Annotated in this window: 14 protein-coding genes; 4 read left to right on the top strand and 10 right to left on the bottom strand. The window is 62.1% G+C overall.

Annotated features, from left to right (window positions below; translation table 11 throughout):
- Window positions 1-3 precede the first annotated feature (3 nt).
- From odhB to VNX23_RS17525, 10 genes are all read right to left on the bottom strand, one after another.
- The gene (gene odhB / locus VNX23_RS17570; protein WP_325632040.1) at window positions 4-1,242 is read right to left on the bottom strand and encodes a 2-oxoglutarate dehydrogenase complex dihydrolipoyllysine-residue succinyltransferase; all 1,239 of its coding nucleotides are present in this window, start codon (window positions 1,240-1,242) and stop codon (window positions 4-6) included.
- A gap of 146 nt (window positions 1,243-1,388) precedes the next feature.
- A complete protein-coding gene (locus VNX23_RS17565) occupies window positions 1,389-4,346 on the bottom strand; it encodes a 2-oxoglutarate dehydrogenase E1 component (RefSeq protein WP_325632039.1) in 2,958 nt (985 codons plus the stop codon).
- Between the two features lie 135 nt (window positions 4,347-4,481).
- Window positions 4,482-5,366, bottom strand: a complete 885-nt coding sequence (gene sucD / locus VNX23_RS17560; protein WP_325632037.1) for a succinate--CoA ligase subunit alpha — start codon at window positions 5,364-5,366, stop codon at window positions 4,482-4,484.
- Window positions 5,354-5,977 (bottom strand): hypothetical protein, encoded by a 624-nt coding sequence (locus VNX23_RS17555; RefSeq protein WP_325632036.1) that lies wholly within the window; start codon window positions 5,975-5,977, stop codon window positions 5,354-5,356. Before VNX23_RS17555 ends, sucD begins: the two co-directional genes overlap by 13 nt.
- Before the next feature lie 3 nt (window positions 5,978-5,980).
- Window positions 5,981-6,466 (bottom strand): DUF1579 family protein, encoded by a 486-nt coding sequence (locus tag VNX23_RS17550; RefSeq protein ID WP_325632035.1) that lies wholly within the window; start codon window positions 6,464-6,466, stop codon window positions 5,981-5,983.
- 4 nt (window positions 6,467-6,470) lie between these two features.
- On the bottom strand, window positions 6,471-7,667 hold the full coding sequence (sucC, locus tag VNX23_RS17545) for an ADP-forming succinate--CoA ligase subunit beta (RefSeq protein WP_325632034.1): 1,197 nt from the start codon (window positions 7,665-7,667) through the stop codon (window positions 6,471-6,473).
- Between the two features lie 217 nt (window positions 7,668-7,884).
- Window positions 7,885-8,853: a malate dehydrogenase gene (gene mdh, locus VNX23_RS17540; RefSeq protein ID WP_325632032.1), complete on the bottom strand. Its 969-nt coding sequence runs from the start codon at window positions 8,851-8,853 to the stop codon at window positions 7,885-7,887.
- Window positions 8,854-9,191: 338 nt separating this feature from the next.
- Window positions 9,192-10,376 (bottom strand): cell division protein ZapE, encoded by a 1,185-nt coding sequence (gene zapE / locus VNX23_RS17535; RefSeq protein WP_325632030.1) that lies wholly within the window; start codon window positions 10,374-10,376, stop codon window positions 9,192-9,194.
- A 200-nt stretch (window positions 10,377-10,576) separates the two neighbouring features.
- Window positions 10,577-11,113 (bottom strand): RNA 2',3'-cyclic phosphodiesterase, encoded by a 537-nt coding sequence (thpR, locus tag VNX23_RS17530; RefSeq protein ID WP_325632029.1) that lies wholly within the window; start codon window positions 11,111-11,113, stop codon window positions 10,577-10,579.
- 218 nt (window positions 11,114-11,331) lie between these two features.
- Window positions 11,332-11,991 (bottom strand): arylesterase, encoded by a 660-nt coding sequence (locus VNX23_RS17525; RefSeq protein WP_325632027.1) that lies wholly within the window; start codon window positions 11,989-11,991, stop codon window positions 11,332-11,334.
- 223 nt (window positions 11,992-12,214) lie between these two features.
- On the opposite strand from VNX23_RS17525, the gene VNX23_RS17520 reads away from it, so the two are divergent.
- From VNX23_RS17520 to VNX23_RS17505, 4 genes are all read left to right on the top strand, one after another.
- Window positions 12,215-12,949: an ABC transporter ATP-binding protein gene (locus VNX23_RS17520; RefSeq protein WP_325632026.1), complete on the top strand. Its 735-nt coding sequence runs from the start codon at window positions 12,215-12,217 to the stop codon at window positions 12,947-12,949.
- The gene (locus VNX23_RS17515; protein ID WP_325632025.1) at window positions 12,946-15,516 is read left to right on the top strand and encodes an ABC transporter permease; all 2,571 of its coding nucleotides are present in this window, start codon (window positions 12,946-12,948) and stop codon (window positions 15,514-15,516) included. Before VNX23_RS17520 ends, VNX23_RS17515 begins: the two co-directional genes overlap by 4 nt.
- A 235-nt stretch (window positions 15,517-15,751) precedes the next feature.
- Window positions 15,752-16,543, top strand: a complete 792-nt coding sequence (locus VNX23_RS17510; RefSeq protein WP_325632023.1) for a Bax inhibitor-1/YccA family protein — start codon at window positions 15,752-15,754, stop codon at window positions 16,541-16,543.
- A gap of 103 nt (window positions 16,544-16,646) precedes the next feature.
- Window positions 16,647-17,189, top strand: coding sequence for a GNAT family N-acetyltransferase (locus VNX23_RS17505; protein ID WP_325632083.1), 543 nt, complete (start codon window positions 16,647-16,649; stop codon window positions 17,187-17,189).
- Window positions 17,190-17,255: the final 66 nt, after the last annotated feature.

Here is a 17,255-nt window from a genome sequence, read left to right as displayed (position 1 = left end):
ACCTCACAAATCCAGCACCAGCCGCGCCGGATCTTCGAGGGATTCCTTCACGCGCACCAGGAAGGTCACCGCTTCCTTGCCGTCGATGACCCGGTGATCGTAGGACAACGCCAGATACATCATCGGGCGAATCTCGACCTTGCCGCCGATCGCCATCGGCCGCTCCTGGATCTTGTGCATGCCCAGAATGCCGGATTGCGGCGCGTTCAGGATCGGCGTCGACATCAGCGAACCATAGATGCCGCCATTGGTGATGGTGAAGGTGCCGCCCTGCATCTCATCGATCTTGAGCTGGCCGTCGCGGGCGCGCCGTCCGAAATCGGCGATGCTCTTCTCGATCTCGGCGATCGACTTGTGGTCGCAGTCACGCACGACCGGCACGACAAGGCCCTTGTCGGTGCCGACCGCAATGCCGACGTGGTAGTAATTCTTGTAGATCAGGTCGGTGCCGTCGATCTCGGCGTTGACGGCGGGGATGTCCTTGAGCGCCTGAACGCAGGCCTTGGTGAAGAAGCCCATGAAGCCGAGCTTGATGCCATGCTTCTTCTCGAACACGTCCTTGTATTGCGTCCGCATCGCCATGACGTGGCTCATGTCGACCTCGTTGAAGGTCGTGAGCATGGCGGCAGTGTTTTGCACATCCTTCAGCCGCCGCGCGATGGTCTGGCGCAGCCGGGTCATCTTCACGCGTTCCTCGCGCGCCGCATCGTCGGCCGGAGAAGGTGCGCGGACCTGCACCGATGCTGCCGGTTGACTGACCGGCGTAGGCGCCGAGGCGGCCTTCTCGATCGCGGCCAGCATGTCGCCCTTGGTGACGCGGCCATCCTTGCCCGAGCCGGGCACGGTTGAGGCATCGATGCCGCTTTCGGCGGAGAGCTTGCGCACCGACGGCGCCAGCGGGGCGTCCGCAGGCGGAGCCTTGGCGGCGGGCGCGGGCGCAGCAGTGGGAGGCGGCGACGGCGCCGCCGCCTTCGGAGGCGCTGCGGCCGGCTTGGCAGCGGCGCCGGCGCCGTCATTGATCTGCCCGAGCAGCGCGCCGACCGCGACGGTTTCGCCATCCTTGGCGACGATGTCACCGAGCGTTCCGGCCGAAGGCGATGGCACTTCGATCGTGACCTTGTCGGTCTCGAGTTCGACCAGCGGTTCATCGACCGCGACAGCGTCGCCCGCCTTCTTGAACCAACGGCCGATGGTCGCTTCGGTCACGGACTCACCGAGCGTCGGCACCCGAATTTCAGTCATGATTTCATTCCCCTTGCGTCATGGCCGGGCTTGTCCCGGCCATCCCCGCCTTGATCAGCGTTCAAAACTAAGACGTGGATGCCCGCGACATCTAGCGCGAAGACGCGCTTCGCGCTTTTGCGCGGGCATGACAACGTCGGTACATTTCAGTTCAGCGCGTCGTCGAGCAGCGCCTTGAGCTGCGCCTGATGCTTCGACATCAAACCGGTGGCGGTCGCAGCCGAAGCTGCCCGCCCGGCATAGCGCGGTCGCTTGTTCGGCGCGTTGACCTGATTCAGTACCCATTCAAGATAGGGCTCGATGAAGTGCCACGAGCCCATGTTGCGCGGCTCCTCCTGGCACCAGACCACCTCGGCGTTCTTGAAGCGGCCGAGTTCGACCACCAACGCCTTCAACGGCACCGGATAGAGCTGCTCGACACGCATCAGATAGATGTCATCGACACCGCGCTTATCGCGCTCCTCGTAAAGGTCGTAATAGACCTTGCCCGAGCACAGCACGACACGGCGAATCTTGTCGTCGCCCACCAGCTTGAGGTTCTCACCCGGCTGCATCTGGGCGTCATCATAGAGGATACGGTGGAACGTCGTTCCCTGGCCGAGTTCGTCAAGCCGCGAGATCGCGCGCTTGTGCCGAAGCAGCGACTTCGGCGTCATCATGATCAAGGGTTTGCGGATTTCGCGATGAAGCTGTCGGCGCAGCACGTGGAAGTAGTTGGCCGGCGTGGTCGGATAAACCACCTGCATGTTGTCTTCCGCGCACATCTGCAAGTAGCGCTCGAGCCGCGCGGAGGAATGCTCGGGTCCCTGCCCTTCGTAGCCATGCGGCAACAAGCAGACGAGACCGGACATGCGCAGCCATTTACGCTCGCCCGAGGAAATGAACTGGTCGAACACGACCTGGGCGCCGTTGGCGAAATCGCCGAACTGCGCTTCCCACATCGCCAGCGCGTTCGGCTCCGCCAATGAATAGCCATACTCGAAGCCGAGCACCGCTTCTTCCGACAGCAGTGAATTGATGACTTCGAAGTGACCCTGATCGCCGGTCAGATGATTGAACGGGGTGTAGCGGCTCTCGTCCTCCTGGTCGATCAATACCGAATGGCGTTGCGAGAACGTGCCGCGCTCGGAGTCCTGCCCCGACAGCCGCACGTGATGGCCCTCCTGCAACAGCGTGCAGAACGCCAGGGCCTCGCCGGTCGCCCAGTCGATGCCCAGCCCGCTGTCGATCGCCTTGGCCCGATTGTCGAGGAAGCGCTGGATGGTGCGGTGAATCCGGAAGCCGTCCGGCACCTTGGTGATCTTGCGACCGATATCCTTGAGGACCGCGACGTCGACGCCGGTGACGCCGCGGCGCGGGTCTTCTTCCTGGTCGGCGATCTTGAAACCGGCCCATTTGCCGTCCAGCCAGTCGGCCTTGTTGGGCTTGTAGCCGGCGCCGGCCTCGAACTCGGCGTCAAGCCGCGCGCGCCAGTCGGCCTTGGCCTTTTCCACCTCGCCTTCCGTCACGACGCCTTCGCCGACCAACCGCCTGGCGTAGATTTCGAGTGTGCTCGGATGTGAGGCGATCTTCTTGTACATCACCGGCTGGGTGAAAGCCGGCTCGTCGCCCTCGTTGTGACCGTGGCGGCGGTAGCAGAACATGTCGATGACGACGGGCTTGTGGAATTTCTGCCGAAACTCGATCGCGACCTTGGCCGCGAACACCACGGCCTCGGGATCGTCGCCGTTGACGTGGAAGATCGGTGCATCGATCATCTTCGCCACGTCGGACGGATACGGCGAAGAGCGCGAATAGCGCGGATAGGTGGTGAAGCCGATCTGGTTGTTGACGATGAAGTGCAGCGAACCGCCGGTGCGATAGCCCTTGAGGTCGGACAGGCTGAAACATTCCGCCACCACGCCCTGGCCGGCAAACGCGGCATCGCCGTGCATCAGCAGCGGCAGCACCGAGATCCGCATGTCCGGCGGATCGCCGTGCTGGTCCTGCTTGGCGCGCACCTTGCCGAGCACCACCGGATCGACGATTTCAAGATGCGACGGGTTGGCGGTCAGCGACAGATGGATCCTGTTGTTGTCGAATTCGCGATCCGACGACGCGCCCAGATGATACTTGACGTCACCGGAGCCCTCGACCGCGTCGGGATTGGCCGAGCCACCCTTGAATTCGTGGAACAGCGCGCGATGCGGCTTGCCCATCACCTGGGTCAGCACACTGAGGCGGCCGCGATGCGGCATGCCGACGACGATTTCCTTCACGCCGAGATTGCCGCCGCGCTTGATGATCTGCTCGAGCGCCGGAATCAGGGATTCGGCGCCGTCGAGACCGAAGCGCTTGGTACCGGTGAATTTAAGGTCGCAGAATTTCTCGAAACCCTCGGCTTCGACCAGCTTGTTGAGGATCGCGCGCCGCCCCTCCCGAGTGAAGGAGATCTCCTTGTCCGGCCCTTCGATGCGCTCCTGGATCCAGGCCTTTTGCGCCGCGTTGGAGATGTGCATGAATTCGACGCCGAGCGTCTGGCAGTAGGTGCGCTCGCAGATCGCGACGATTTCGCGCAAACTTCCGTATTCGAGACCCAGCACGTGATCGAGAAAGATTTTTCGGTCGAAATCGGCCTCCGTAAAACCATACGTGCGCGGATCGAGTTCTTCGCGGTCGCGCGGCGCCTCGATGCCGAGCGGGTCGAGCCTGGCGTGGAAATGACCGCGCATCCGGTAGGCGCGGATCAGCATCAGGGCGCGCACAGAGTCGCGGGTGGCCTGATGGACGTCGGCGGCGGTCAGTTCCGCACCCCTCACCTGCGCTTTGGCCGCAAGCTTCGTGCCGATTGCCTTTTCGACTTCGATCCAATTGCCGTCGAGCGCGGACGTCAGCTCGTCGCGGGGCGTCAATGGCCAGTTGTTCCGTCCCCATGACGGTCCTTCCGCATTCTTGCGGACGTCGGCCGGCGTGTCCTTCAGGCTCTTGAAGAACTCCTGCCACTCGGTATCGACCGAGGCGGGATCATTCTCGTAGCGGGCGTAAATCTCGTCGATGTAGGTGGCATTGGTGCCCTGCAAAAAAGAAGAGAGGGCAAAGGCGGCGTTCGCATCCTGGCGAGACATGGGAGCGTCCTGCTGATTTTCACTTCGCGCTATGAAAAACAGCGCGGCGGCCGGCCCGAAAGACCGAGCCAGCGGGAAAAAGACCCTTACCCTATCTAGTGCGAATTATCGCGCTGAAAAGAACGAAAAATTGAATTACGATTTCAATTTTTCGACAAGCGTCTTTCCCAGCCGCGCAGGCGACGGAGAGACGGTAATTCCCGCCGATTCCATCGCCGCGGCCTTCGAGCCGGCGTCGCCCTTGCCGCCCGAGATGATCGCCCCGGCATGTCCCATGCGCCGCCCGGGCGGGGCTGTGACACCGGCGATGAAGCCCACCATCGGCTTCTTGCGGCCGCGTTTGGCCTCATCTTTCAGGAATTGCGCGGCGTCTTCCTCGGCCGACCCGCCGATTTCCCCGATCATGATGATCGAGGTGGTTTTGGGATCGGCCAAAAACATCTCCAGCACGTCGATGAATTCGGTGCCCTTGACCGGGTCGCCGCCGATGCCCACGGCCGTGGTCTGGCCGAGACCCACCTGCGAGGTCTGGAACACGGCTTCATAGGTCAGCGTGCCCGAGCGCGACACGATGCCGACATTGCCGGGCTTGAAGATGTTCGCCGGCATGATGCCGATCTTGCATTCGCCGGCCGTCATGACCCCGGGGCAATTCGGGCCGATCAGGCGCGACTTCGACCCGCTCAGCGAGCGCTTGACCCGCACCATGTCGAGCACCGGGATGCCCTCGGTGATGCACACGATCAGCGGGATTTCTGCATCGATCGCTTCGCAAATCGCATCCGCTGCACCCGGCGGCGGCACATAGATCACGGATGCATCGGCACCGGTCTTCTCGCGCGCCTCAGTAACCGTGTCGAATACCGGAAGGCCCAGATGGGTCGAGCCGCCCTTGCCGGGCGAGGTGCCGCCGACCATCTTGGTGCCGTAAGCCATCGCGGCTTCCGAGTGAAACGTGCCGTTCTTGCCTGTAAAACCCTGGCAAATGACTTTTGTATTCTTGTCGATCAGGACGGACATTTCGAATTTACCTTTTCGGCGATTCTGACGGTGTTTCTGGATTTCGGCGCGCCCGCGAGGGGTATTCGAGCTATCTTCGCATTTAGGAACCTTTTCATTTCCGGGCCCGAGACGGCGAGATCTATTCGCTGCATGCTCAGCACCGTCGAGGAGGCGGTGCTCAACATGGTGACAAAAACGGGCGGCATATTTCCAGGTTTCTTCCATCTTCCAGTGATAACCGCAGCACTCTGAAAGAAACCACCTTCCAACTTCAGTGATTGCGCCAAACTTTCGAGTTCAGCGCGCAAAGCTGGGACCTGGACCGTGCTCTTGCATTCGGTTTCCTGCGCATCGGAATAGGTGGTGGTCGTGATGATGATGTTCTGCTTGGTTTGAGACGAATTGAAAACTCGAATGCTCGACCGCCCGACCGTGACCGCCGCATCCTTCATGCCCCCGGCAGCTTCCATCTCCACGGAGGTCGCGATCAATCCGATATCCGGCTTGCCGTCGACCGCCGCCGAACATATCGCGGCAAAGGCCCGATGGGATTTTGTGGTGCCATCCTCTGCATGCGCTGCATCGAGCAGAAGCCACGCGCCAATTAGGATGGTGCCCCAACGGATCATTTCTTACCTCTGGTGAATCCGCCGGTAGACGCCGGTAAGCACGTCGGCCCACCCTTCCGCGTCCGGCGAGTACTGGATTTTCATCGAGTAGCTGTTGTCGTCGATGACTTCGTAGATATGGCGCGCGTTGCCGCGCAGCGAGCCGCGCACCAGGATCAGCGACTTGCCGGTCCAGCCGCCGGAGGCGGGCGAGGGCGGGTAATAGCCCAGCGAATCGTACCAGAACAATTTGTAGAGCCGGTCTTCGCGGTCGTAAGTGAAGACGCCGTGGGTGGCGAAGGTCTCCTTGCCGTCCCGGGTCTGGCGCGCGTCCTGAACGAGGTAAAAGCCGTTGAGGTCGACGCGGGCCACGACATGCGAGGTCGCCGGCCCGCCCTCGGTCCAGCGCGAGGGGTTCACCATCTCTTCGCCGGCCCATTCGCCGGCAAAAACCGCAAGTTTGCGATGCTCTTCCAGCGGCGTCGGTGCGGCGAGACGGTCTCCGGGCATTGCCTTACCCTCCCTTGACGGCCTTGACGATTTTATGCGCGGCATCGTCGAGATCATCTGCCGACAGCACGTTGAGGCCGGATTGGCTGATGATCTTCTTGCCAGCTTCCACATTGGTGCCTTCGAGCCGCACCACCAGCGGTACCTTGAGGCCGACCTGCCTCACCGCGGCAACCACACCCTCGGCGATCACGTCGCATTTCATGATGCCGCCGAAGATGTTGACCAGAATTCCCTTCACGTTCGGATCAGCGGTGATGATCTTGAAAGCTGCAGCCACCTTGTCGACGGTGGCGCTACCGCCGACATCGAGGAAATTCGCCGGCTCCATGCCGTAGAGCTTGATGATGTCCATGGTTGCCATGGCAAGCCCCGCGCCATTGACCATGCAGCCGATGGTGCCCTCGAGCGCGACATAGTTGAGGTCGTATTTGGAGGCCTCGATTTCCTTGGCGTCCTCTTCGGTCTCATCACGCAGTGCCGCGATTTCGGGACGACGAAACAACGCGTTGTCGTCGAACGATACCTTGGCATCGAGCACCCGCAGCTGGCCCTGTTTGGTGACGACCAGTGGGTTGATTTCGAGCATCGCCATGTCCTTGGCGATGAAGGCGGCATAGAGCTGGGCCACCAGCCGTTCCGCCTGTTTGGCGAGATCGCCCGACAGTTTCAGCGCCTTGGCAACCGTGCGGCCGTGATGGGACATGATGCCGGTGGCCGGATCGACCGAGAAGGTCACGATCTTCTCGGGCGTCGAGTGCGCGACGTCTTCGATATTGACGCCACCTTCGGTCGACACCACGAAAGATACTTCGGAGGTTTCGCGATTGACGAGGATGGAGAGATAGAACTCCTTGTCGATATCGGAGCCTTCCTCGATGTAGAGCCGGTTGACCTGTTTGCCATGTGGCCCGGTCTGCACCGTGACCAGGGTTGCGCCCAACATCTGCCTGGCGAATTCGTTGACCTCGGCGACCGATTTGGCGATGCGGACGCCGCCCTTGTCGCCGGCGGAGGCTTCCTTGAACTTGCCCTTGCCGCGGCCGCCCGCATGGATCTGGCTCTTCACCACCCACACCGGCCCCGGAATCATCTTCGCGGCCGCTTCGGAATCCGAAGCCCGCAGAACGGGCGCACCCTTTGAGATCGCCACCCCGAACTCGCTCAGAAGTGCCTTGGCCTGGTATTCATGGATGTTCATGCGGACGCTCCCCGAACCCTGTGCGCTCAAATCGTTAGCGGTTTCAGCTTTGGCGTTGGTATACCATATGCCACGCTAAGCGCAAATCTGAAATCATCATAAATTCCAACGCCTTGGCCAATCCCGAGTCCCGGCCTGCGACCGGGCCGCCGCCAATCCGCAGAATTCGAGCGACCGAAGATCGACCGGACCATCGGCCGCCGGTTTTTTACACCCGTCAGCGGCCAAGCAGGTCCGGCGCGATCTTCTTGCAGGCATCGACCAGACCCTGCACCGCGCTGACCGACTTGTCGAAGGCTTCACGATCCTTGCCGGACAGTTCGATCTCGACGATCCGCTCGACACCTTTCGAGCCGATGACGACCGGCACACCGACATACATGTCGCGCACGCTGTATTCGCCATTGAGGTAGGCGGCGCATGGCAGCACGCGCTTCTTGTCCCTGAGGTAGCTCTCGGCCATCGCGATCGCGGACGCCGCAGGCGCGTAGAATGCCGAGCCCGTCTTCAACAGATTGACGATCTCGGCGCCGCCATTGCGGGTGCGGTCGACGATCTCGTCGATCCGTGCCTGAGAAGTCCAGCCCATCTTGACGAGATCGGGCAGCGGAATGCCGGCGACCGTGGAGTAGCGCACCAGCGGCACCATGGTGTCGCCATGGCCACCCAGCACGAAGGCGGTGACGTCCTCCACCGAGACGTTGAACTCGTCGGCAAGGAAATAGCGGAAGCGCGCGGAGTCCAGCACACCCGCCATGCCCACCACCTTTTTGTGCGGCATGCCGGAAGCCTTCTGCAGCGCCCAGACCATGGCGTCGAGCGGGTTGGTGATGCAGATGACGAAGGAGTCGGGCGCGTATTTCTTGATCCCGGCGCCGACCTGCTCCATCACCTTCAGATTGATGCTCAGAAGGTCGTCACGGCTCATGCCGGGCTTGCGCGGCACGCCGGCGGTGACGATGCATACCTTGGCGTTGTCGAGCGCTTCATAGGAATTGGCACCGGTGAAATGCGCGTCGAACCCGTCGACGGGCGAAGATTGCGCGATATCGAGTGCTTTGCCCTGCGGCACGCCTTCGGCAATGTCGAACATCACAACGTCGCCCAGTTCCTTGAGGCCGATGAGGTGGGCCAGCGTTCCGCCGATCTGACCGGAGCCAATCAAAGCAATCTTGTCGCGCGCCATGGGAAATCTGTCCTTTGAACGGAAGGAGGGGGTGGAAGCGATGTTAGAGCATGATCCGGAAAAGTGGAAACCGGTTTTCCGAACAGATCATGCTCAAACAAAGAGATGGGATCATGATGCGATTCCACTTTATCGCATCATGATCTTAATTGGCTGGTTATCCCTTTCGACCGAACCGTTCAAGCCGGGGCGTGTTCAATTGTCGTGCGGGAGTCCGGGGCTCGGCAACGGGTCGCGCGAACGCGCGCCCGATGACAGGCGCCGCGAGAACCTGGTATCTCGGGCCAAAACATCTGGATTCCGGCTTCGCGCGCACGCGCGCTCCGGAATGACGGGAATTACGTCTCCACCAAACCGGTGCTGACGCCGCTCGCCTCGGAATCCTTGTGCCCGTGCGGCAGCGCCAGGTAGGATTCGGAGCCCATCTCGATCAGCCTTGACGAAGTCCGCTTGAATTCGCTTACCTCGCTGCCTTCGGTTGCGACGTACAGCGCAGCCGGGTTGGCTTCCGCGGAAGCCATCAGCTTCACGCGGTTGTCGTAGAGCGTGTCGATCAGGGTGATGAAGCGCTTGGCGGCGTTGCGCTCGGCATAGTCCATGACCGGAATGCGGTCGATCATGATCGTGTGATAGTCGCGTGCGAGCCGGAGGTAGTCCGATGCAGCGAGCGGCGTTTCACAAATATCTGCAAAGGAAAATCGCGCAACGCCGTGCGCCGAGCACGGCACATGGAGGACGCGACCCTTGATCGGGATGTCGCGCGGCTTGCAAGGCGTGTTGCCGGTCATCTTGACCCAGGCATCGTCGAGCGCGAAAGCGGCTGCCGCATCCGGCGGCACCAGCCACATTTTCACGCCGGCGAGTTTTTCCAGCCGGAAATCGGTGCGCGCATCGAGCCGCAGCACCTGCATATGCTCCGAGATCTGCGCAATGAAAGGGACGAACAATGCCCGGTTCAGACCCCCTTTGTAGAGATCGTCGGGCGCGACGTTGGAAGTTGCGACGACCACGGTGCCGAGTTCGAACAGTTTGGCGAACAGACGGCCGAGAATCATCGCATCCGCAATGTCGGTGACGTGGAATTCGTCGAAGCACAACAGCCAGGCCTGCTCGAAAATCGAGGCGGCGGTCAACGCGATCACGTCGCCGTCTGCAATCTCGCCGCGGGCGATGCCCTGGCGGTAGCCATAGATCCGCTCATGCACCTCGGCCATGAATTCGTGAAAATGGGCGCGGCGCTTGTGCTCGACCGGGCTCTGCTGGAAAAACAGATCCATCAGCATGGTCTTGCCACGTCCGACGTCGCCATGAACGTAGAGACCGCGCGGCGGCGCTTCGTCCTTGTCGGCAAACAGCCGGCCGAACAGGCCCTGCTTGCGAAGCGGCTTGTAGCTGGAAAGCCGCTGCTCAAGATCGCCAAAGGCTGCGGCGACAGCTTCCTGGGCGGCGTCCGGCTCGATCGCGCCGGACGAGACGAGGGCCTGGTAGTGGGCACGGAACGAGAGGGACGGGGGAGAAGGCATGGCCCTTCCTACGGCCCCAAACTGACGAAAATTGCAAGCCGGAAATGGTGCGGGGTTATTTCAGTCGGCGGGCCTTATGCCCCGCTACCAGCGAGGTATGCAGCACGCCAGACCCTTTAACACCGCCGCCGCAGGATGCTTCCCGCGCCAGCTGCGCGTTGCATCGCGGGAATGTTCCGGTACGGAATTAGCCACCTGTCTCACGCGCTCAGCGCGTAGGAATCCTCGACCACGTAAGGTCCGCCGCCGGTCGAGGCGCGCGAGGAAAACAGCACGAAGCGCGAGGCGGTGAACACTCGGGCCGGAAAATAGCCGCGTACCGAAAGATAATCCGCCACATCCTGCGTAGAGGCATCGCGCAGGCGCGCCAGCGTCACGTGCGGGGTGAATTTCCGTCCCTCGGGATCGAGTCCGATCCGCTGCATCAGCCGCTCCAGCTCGGCCTGGAGTTCGATCAGCGGCCGGCTTGGGGCAATATTTGCGACCACCGCGCGGGGCTTCTTGCCGCCAAAGCTGGAGAGCCCCTGCACCGCCACTTCGAACGGCTTGCGGTTGACCCGAAACAGCATCGAAGCGATCTCGTTGGCCGCCGCCCCATCGATGTCGCCGATGAAACGCAGGGTAACGTGATAATTTTCGGGATCGACCCAGCGGGCCCCGGGCAAGCCGCCACGCAGTGAGGAGAGTGTCTGAGCGATCTCGGAGGGAATTTCCAATCCCGTGAACAGACGCGGCATCGTTAGGACTCCCGATGCTGAAGCATGGTCCTGAACGGGCTGTTTCCGGATTTGACCCGGAAACGGCGCCATGGACAGCAGACCATGCCCTGTAGGCCCGGCAACGAATCACCGATACCAATTTCTAGCGTAGTTATGTGACTCTGCGAAGCATCAGCGGTTAACAGATCGGAAAGCTCCTGCAAATCCATCGCATTAGGGTTATCGATGCCCGCTCCTCAGCTCGGTTGCCTGGATATCGTGCCAAGAAATGCCTCCACGGTAGGCAGGATGTTTTTGACGATGATGTCGACACCCTCGGGCGTCGGATGCATGCCATCGGCCTGATTGAGCCTGGCGTCGGCGGCGACGCCCTCAAGGAAGAAAGGATAGAGAGGGACGCCCGTGGATCTGGCGAGATCGGGATAGATCGCGTTGAAGCTGTCCGCATAGTCGCGGCCATAATTCGGCGGCGCGAGCATCCCGCACAACAGAACGGAGATCCCGCGTCCCTTCAGCCGCGTTACAATCTCCGTCAACGCGGCGCGGGTGACCGCCGGATCGATGCCGCGCAAGGCATCGTTGGCGCCAAGCTCCACGATCACGGCCTGGGTCTTGTCAGGCACCGACCAATCGAGCCGGTCGCGGCCGCCGGAGGCGGTGTCGCCGGACACCCCGGCGTTGGTCATCTCAATATCTATCCCTTTGGCCTTCAAGGCCTTTTGCAACTTGGCCGGAAATGCGTCAGCGCCCGCAAGGCCATATCCCGCGCTCAAGGAATCACCCAGCACGACCATATTGATGGGCCGCGTGGCGATCGCGGCCGCGGATTGAGCAAAGACCGGTTCCAATCCCGATAGTGCCAGGATCAGCATGGAGCCCCACACGATCATGTGCATGAACTTCGGCAAAAGGCCCTCGACCACACTGCGTGAACTACCATATGAGCTAGTGCCGCCGATCTGAAATTCCTGCACTGCCTGCTGCAACCTCGAATCAGGAATTTCAGATCGGAAAGCGGCACTGGAATTAACAAATCTGATAGTGCCCTTTGCTTTCCGAAGTTCGTTCACGGGGTCGCAGCACACGATTGCGAACTTCGGAAATGCGGGCACTATAGCCATGGACAGTCTCATCGAACCCTCGTCGTTGACCGTCATCAAGCCGGAAACCATTTCCATCTCCAACGTCAATCTCTCGCTCGGCACGGGCGCAGCGCGTGTCCACATTCTCAAGGACATCAGCCTTCGAGTGGCGTCGGGCGAGGCGATCGGCCTGATTGGACCATCAGGTTCGGGAAAGTCCACTCTGCTGATGGTGATGGCGGGGTTGGAACGTCCGGACAGTGGAGAGGTGGTGGTCAACGGCACGCCCTTCAATGCCCTCGACGAGGACGCGCTGGCGCGCTTTCGCGGCCGCGAGGTGGGCATCGTTTTCCAGTCGTTCCACCTGATTCCCACCATGACGGCGCTCGAAAACGTCGCGGTGCCGCTGGAGCTGGCGGGTAATCCCGACGCCGGTCGGCGCGCGGCGGAAGAATTGGCATCCGTCGGTCTTGGCGACCGGCTGCATCACTATCCCACGCAACTGTCGGGCGGCGAGCAGCAACGCGTGGCCCTGGCGCGAGCGCTGGCACCCGACCCCGCCATTCTGGTCGCCGACGAGCCGACCGGCAATCTGGATGAAGCGACCGGCAAGCAGATCGTTGACTTGCTCTTCACCAAACATGCCGAACGCGGCATGACGCTGGTGCTGGTGACCCACGACGCCTCGCTGGCGCAGCGCTGTGACCGCGTGGTGCGGCTGCGCTCGGGCCGGATCGACGGCCAGGTCGCCGAACGAGATACCGGGTCATGACCACCATCGCCGAACCTGTTTACCGCGGCCGCCCTGCATCGCTGCCGTTGCGCTTTGCTGTCCGCGAATTGCGCGGAGGTTTGCGTGGTTTTTACGTTTTCATCGCCTGCATCGCGCTCGGTGTGATGACGATTGCAGGCGTCGGCTCGGTCGCGGCCAGCCTTGGCGAAGGGCTGGCACGGGAGGGCCGCACGCTGCTCGGCGGCGACGTAGCGTTCTCATTGTTCCAGCGCGAAGCCAAACCCGACGAAATCGCGTTTCTCCGCTCCCGCGGTGACGTCTCCGCCATAGCGACGCTGCGCGGCATGGCGCGCGCCGGCGACGGCCGCCTGGCACTGGTCGAAATCAAGGCGGTCGACGGCGCCTACCCGATGTTGGGCGAACTTGCGCTCGAGCCGAAAATGCCGATGGCCGGTTTGCTGGCCGAGCGTGACGGGGCGTTCGGCGCGGCCGCCGATTCGACCCTGCTGGCCCGGCTCGATCTCAAGGTCGGCGACCGCGTCCATGTCGGCAACGCGACTTTCGAGATCCGCAGCATTGACAGCGCCGAGCCGGACAAGCTCGCCGGCGGCCTCGGTTTCGGCCCGCGATTTCTGGTGAGCGAGGCAGGGCTTCGGGCCACGCAATTGCTGCAACCCGGCAGCCTGGTGCGCTGGACCTATCGGGTGAGGCTCCCGGACAACGCCGGCAGCGACCGCAGCGCGGCCCGGCTTGCCGACGATGCGCGAGGCGCGCTGCCGCAAGCCGGCTGGGAAATTCGCACCCGCGACAGCGCCTCGCCGCAGCTGGAGCGCACGATCAATCGCTTCACCCAGTTTCTCACACTGGTTGGCCTTGCAGCGCTCCTGGTCGGCGGCGTTGGCGTGGCCAACGCCATCAAGAGCCACATCGACCGGCGCCGTGACGTGATCGCCACCTTCAAGGCCGTGGGCGCCACGGGGCGGGACGTCTTTGCGATCTATCTGACGCAGGTGATCGTGCTTTCGATCATCGGCTCGGTGATCGGCCTTGGTGTCGGTGCGGCATTGCCCTTCATCATCGTCGACGTGTTCGGCAAGCTGTTGCCGTTGCCGGTCGTGCCCGCCCTGCATGTCGAGGAACTCGCACTTTCGCTGGTCTACGGCCTCCTGACCGCGCTCGCGTTCGGGCTTTGGCCGCTTGGAAGCGTGCATGACGTGCCGGTAGCAGCCCTGTTCCGCGAAGCCGTGGCGAGCCCATGGCGTCGCCCGCGCTGGCGCTATCTCGCCTTGATGGCCCTCGTGATCGCGTTCCTGATCGCGATGATCGTCGGGCTGGCTTACGACAAGCGCGTCGCCACCGTGTTCGTGGTGTCGTCGATCGCAGTCTTTGCCGTATTGCGCGGAATTGCCTTGGGCTTGATGGCGCTGGCACGCCGCCTGCCCCGGACGCGATTCACCATGCTGCGGCTGGCGATTGCGAATATCCACCGTCCGGGCGCGCTGACGCCCTCGGTGGTGATATCACTGGGTCTGGGCCTTGCCGTGCTGGTCACGATCACGCAAATCGACGGCAACCTGCGGCGTCAATTCCTGGCGGCACTGCCGGATCACGCCCCGTCATTCTATTTCATCGACATTCCGTCGAACGATGCCGGCCGCTTCGACGCCTTCCTGAAACGAGCCATGCCGGATTCAACGGTCGAAGAGGTGCCGATGCTGCGCGGGCGGATCGTCGCGGCGCGAGGCGTGAGTGCGGAAGAGCTCAAGCCTTCCACAGACAGCGAATGGGTCCTGCAAAGCGACCGCGGCCTCACCGCAACCGGCGATATTCCAAAGGGATCGAAGATCGTCGAAGGCAAGTGGTGGGGCCCGGATTATGACGGGCCGCCGCTGGTATCGATTGAGAAAAAGATCGCCGACGGCCTCAAGCTCGAGCTCGGCGATGAAATCGTCGTCAACGTCCTCGGCCGCGACATTCCGGCCAGGATCGGCAACATGCGCACGATCGACTGGCAGGGGCTTGGCATCAATTTCGTGCTGGTGTTCTCGCCCAATGCCTTCAGAGGCGCGCCGCATACGCATATCGCAACCCTGACCGAGGCCCGTCCGAACTCCGCAAACGACCCGGCGATCATCAAATTGGTGGCCGACGCATTCCCGATGGTCACGACCGTTCGGGTGCGCGAGGCGCTGGAAACGATCGGCACGGTCGTCACCAATCTCGTATTGGCGATCCGCGGAGCCAGTGCAGTCACGCTGATTTCGGCCGTGCTCGTCTTGGGCGGGGCCCTCGCGGCCGGCCATCGGCATCGCGTTTACGATGCCGTCATTCTCAAGACTCTGGGCGCCACCAGGGCGCGCCTGCTCGGCGCCTACGCGCTGGAATACCTGTTGATCGGACTGGCGACCGCTGTTTTCGGGGTCACTACCGGTTCCATTGCAGCCTGGCTGATTGTGACCCGGCTGATGACCCTGAGCTTCGTCTGGCAAGCCGGAAGCGCTGCAGCGGTGGTAGCGGCGGCGCTTTTCGTCACCGTGGGGCTGGGACTTGTGGGAACACTCCTGGCCCTGAACCAGAAGCCAGCCGCGGTTTTGCGAAACCTGTAGTATAAAGATTTCGTAAAAAAGCGGGCTTCGGCCCGGGATCCCCTCCGCGGAGCGACATTCAGCCGCGCATGGCGGCTTGCAGTGGTTGTGTTAGTTTCCCAGATATCAGCCAGTGCCAGATGCTGTTAGATGACGCAAAATTAATGTCAGCATTCCGTGGTATCTGGGATAGATTTTCCAACTGGCGTCGCAAGGTTCCTTGCGCTCCCGCCGGACCAACAACAGGAATTCGACCATGTCGGACCTAGACCGTAACTATGCCTCTCCTTTCGGCCGGGCCGCCGGGCGGGTTGACGCCGCGACCGTCGACGCCGGTCTGCGCGCCTACATGCTGCGCATTTACAACTACATGAGCATCGGGCTGGCCATCACCGGCCTCGCGGCGCTCGGAATCTACATGGCGGCCGTGACCAACGACCCGTCGGGAGCCGCCGCCAAGATCGGCAACGCGTTCCTGACGCCCTTCGGCTACGCGATGTTCGTGAGCCCGCTGAAATGGCTGTTCATCCTGGCGCCGCTCGCCATGGTGTTCGTGATCTCCGCCGGCATCAACCGGCTGCAGCCCGCGACCGCCCAGATGCTGTTCTGGGTGTTTTCGGCGCTGATGGGCATTTCGCTGTCCTCGATCTTCCTGGTGTATACCCACACCTCGATCGTGCGGGTGTTCTTCATCACCGCCGCCACCTTCGGCGCGCTCAGCCTTTATGGCTACACGACGCGGCGTGACCTGACCGGAATGGGTTCGTTCCTGATCATGGGCCTGTTCGGCGTCGTCATTGCAAGCCTCGTCAATCTGTTCCTCGCCTCGACGATGCTGCAATTCGTGGTGTCGGTGGTCGGTGTGCTGGTTTTCGCGGGCCTCACAGCCTGGGATACCCAGCGGCTGAAGAACGAATACATCTATGGCTATGCCCAGCAGGGCGGCGACGTGGCGGAACGTGCGGCGATCACCGGCGCATTGTCGCTCTATCTGAACTTCATCAACCTGTTCACGCTGCTCCTGCAGTTGCTCGGTCAGCGCGACTGATCGTTCTCGCAGCGGAAGCGGAACCATCAAAGCCCCGGCCCGTCGCCGGGGCTTTCCTTTTGCGATGGGCAAAAATAATCTTTGTGCCATGTCTTCGCTTGAATTGTCTTCGCTTGAAATCAGGCCGGCCGCTGCTGCCGACCTGCCCTCCGTCACCGAAATCTACGAACACGCCGTCCGTTTCGGCACGGCGACCTTCGAACTCACCGCGCCAGACCTTTCCGAAATGACGCGTCGCTTTGACGCGCTGACGGCCGATGGCTTCCCTTATCTGGTCGCGGTGCTCGACGGCCGCGCGGTCGGATACGCCCATGCGGGTGCCTACCGGCCGCGGCCGGCCTACCGTTTCACGGTCGAGAATTCGATCTATTTGCGGCCCGCGATCCAGGGACGCGGCATTGGACAAAAATTGCTGCAACGGCTGATCGCCGATTGCGAGGCGCGCGGCTTTCGTCAGATGATCGCGGTGATCGGCGATTCCGCCAACGCCGCGTCGATCGGCGTGCATTCAAGATGCGGCTTTCAGATGATCGGAACCCACCCTGACGTTGGCTTCAAGTTCGGCCGCTGGCTCGACACGGTGATGATGCAGCTTGCACTCGGCGAGGGTGGGCGCACCATACCGGGCACATCGGAAGGCGATTGAATCAACGGCGCCATTTTAGGGCGGCACGCACGGCCGACCGCGGATTCCTCTCGCAAGCAACGACGG

The organism is Bradyrhizobium sp. (assembly GCF_035570375.1).
Classification (GTDB): Bacteria; Pseudomonadota; Alphaproteobacteria; order Rhizobiales; family Xanthobacteraceae; genus Bradyrhizobium.
The sequence above is the reverse complement of the archived record's forward strand: the minus strand, read 5'-3'. Positions and strand labels throughout refer to the sequence as shown.

What these genes read in the sequence shown, in the direction of transcription:
- odhB (WP_325632040.1), bottom strand. Translation starts at nt 1,242, where the DNA reads ATGACTGAAATTCGGGTGCCGACGCTCGGTGAGTCCGTGACCGAAGCG.
- VNX23_RS17565 (WP_325632039.1), bottom strand. Translation starts at nt 4,346, where the DNA reads ATGTCTCGCCAGGATGCGAACGCCGCCTTTGCCCTCTCTTCTTTTTTG.
- sucD (WP_325632037.1), bottom strand. Translation starts at nt 5,366, where the DNA reads ATGTCCGTCCTGATCGACAAGAATACAAAAGTCATTTGCCAGGGTTTT.
- VNX23_RS17555 (WP_325632036.1), bottom strand. Translation starts at nt 5,977, where the DNA reads ATGATCCGTTGGGGCACCATCCTAATTGGCGCGTGGCTTCTGCTCGAT.
- VNX23_RS17550 (WP_325632035.1), bottom strand. Translation starts at nt 6,466, where the DNA reads ATGCCCGGAGACCGTCTCGCCGCACCGACGCCGCTGGAAGAGCATCGC.
- sucC (WP_325632034.1), bottom strand. Translation starts at nt 7,667, where the DNA reads ATGAACATCCATGAATACCAGGCCAAGGCACTTCTGAGCGAGTTCGGG.
- mdh (WP_325632032.1), bottom strand. Translation starts at nt 8,853, where the DNA reads ATGGCGCGCGACAAGATTGCTTTGATTGGCTCCGGTCAGATCGGCGGA.
- zapE (WP_325632030.1), bottom strand. Translation starts at nt 10,376, where the DNA reads ATGCCTTCTCCCCCGTCCCTCTCGTTCCGTGCCCACTACCAGGCCCTC.
- thpR (WP_325632029.1), bottom strand. Translation starts at nt 11,113, where the DNA reads ATGCCGCGTCTGTTCACGGGATTGGAAATTCCCTCCGAGATCGCTCAG.
- VNX23_RS17525 (WP_325632027.1), bottom strand. Translation starts at nt 11,991, where the DNA reads ATGCACATGATCGTGTGGGGCTCCATGCTGATCCTGGCACTATCGGGA.
- VNX23_RS17520 (WP_325632026.1), top strand. Translation starts at nt 12,215, where the DNA reads ATGGACAGTCTCATCGAACCCTCGTCGTTGACCGTCATCAAGCCGGAA.
- VNX23_RS17515 (WP_325632025.1), top strand. Translation starts at nt 12,946, where the DNA reads ATGACCACCATCGCCGAACCTGTTTACCGCGGCCGCCCTGCATCGCTG.
- VNX23_RS17510 (WP_325632023.1), top strand. Translation starts at nt 15,752, where the DNA reads ATGTCGGACCTAGACCGTAACTATGCCTCTCCTTTCGGCCGGGCCGCC.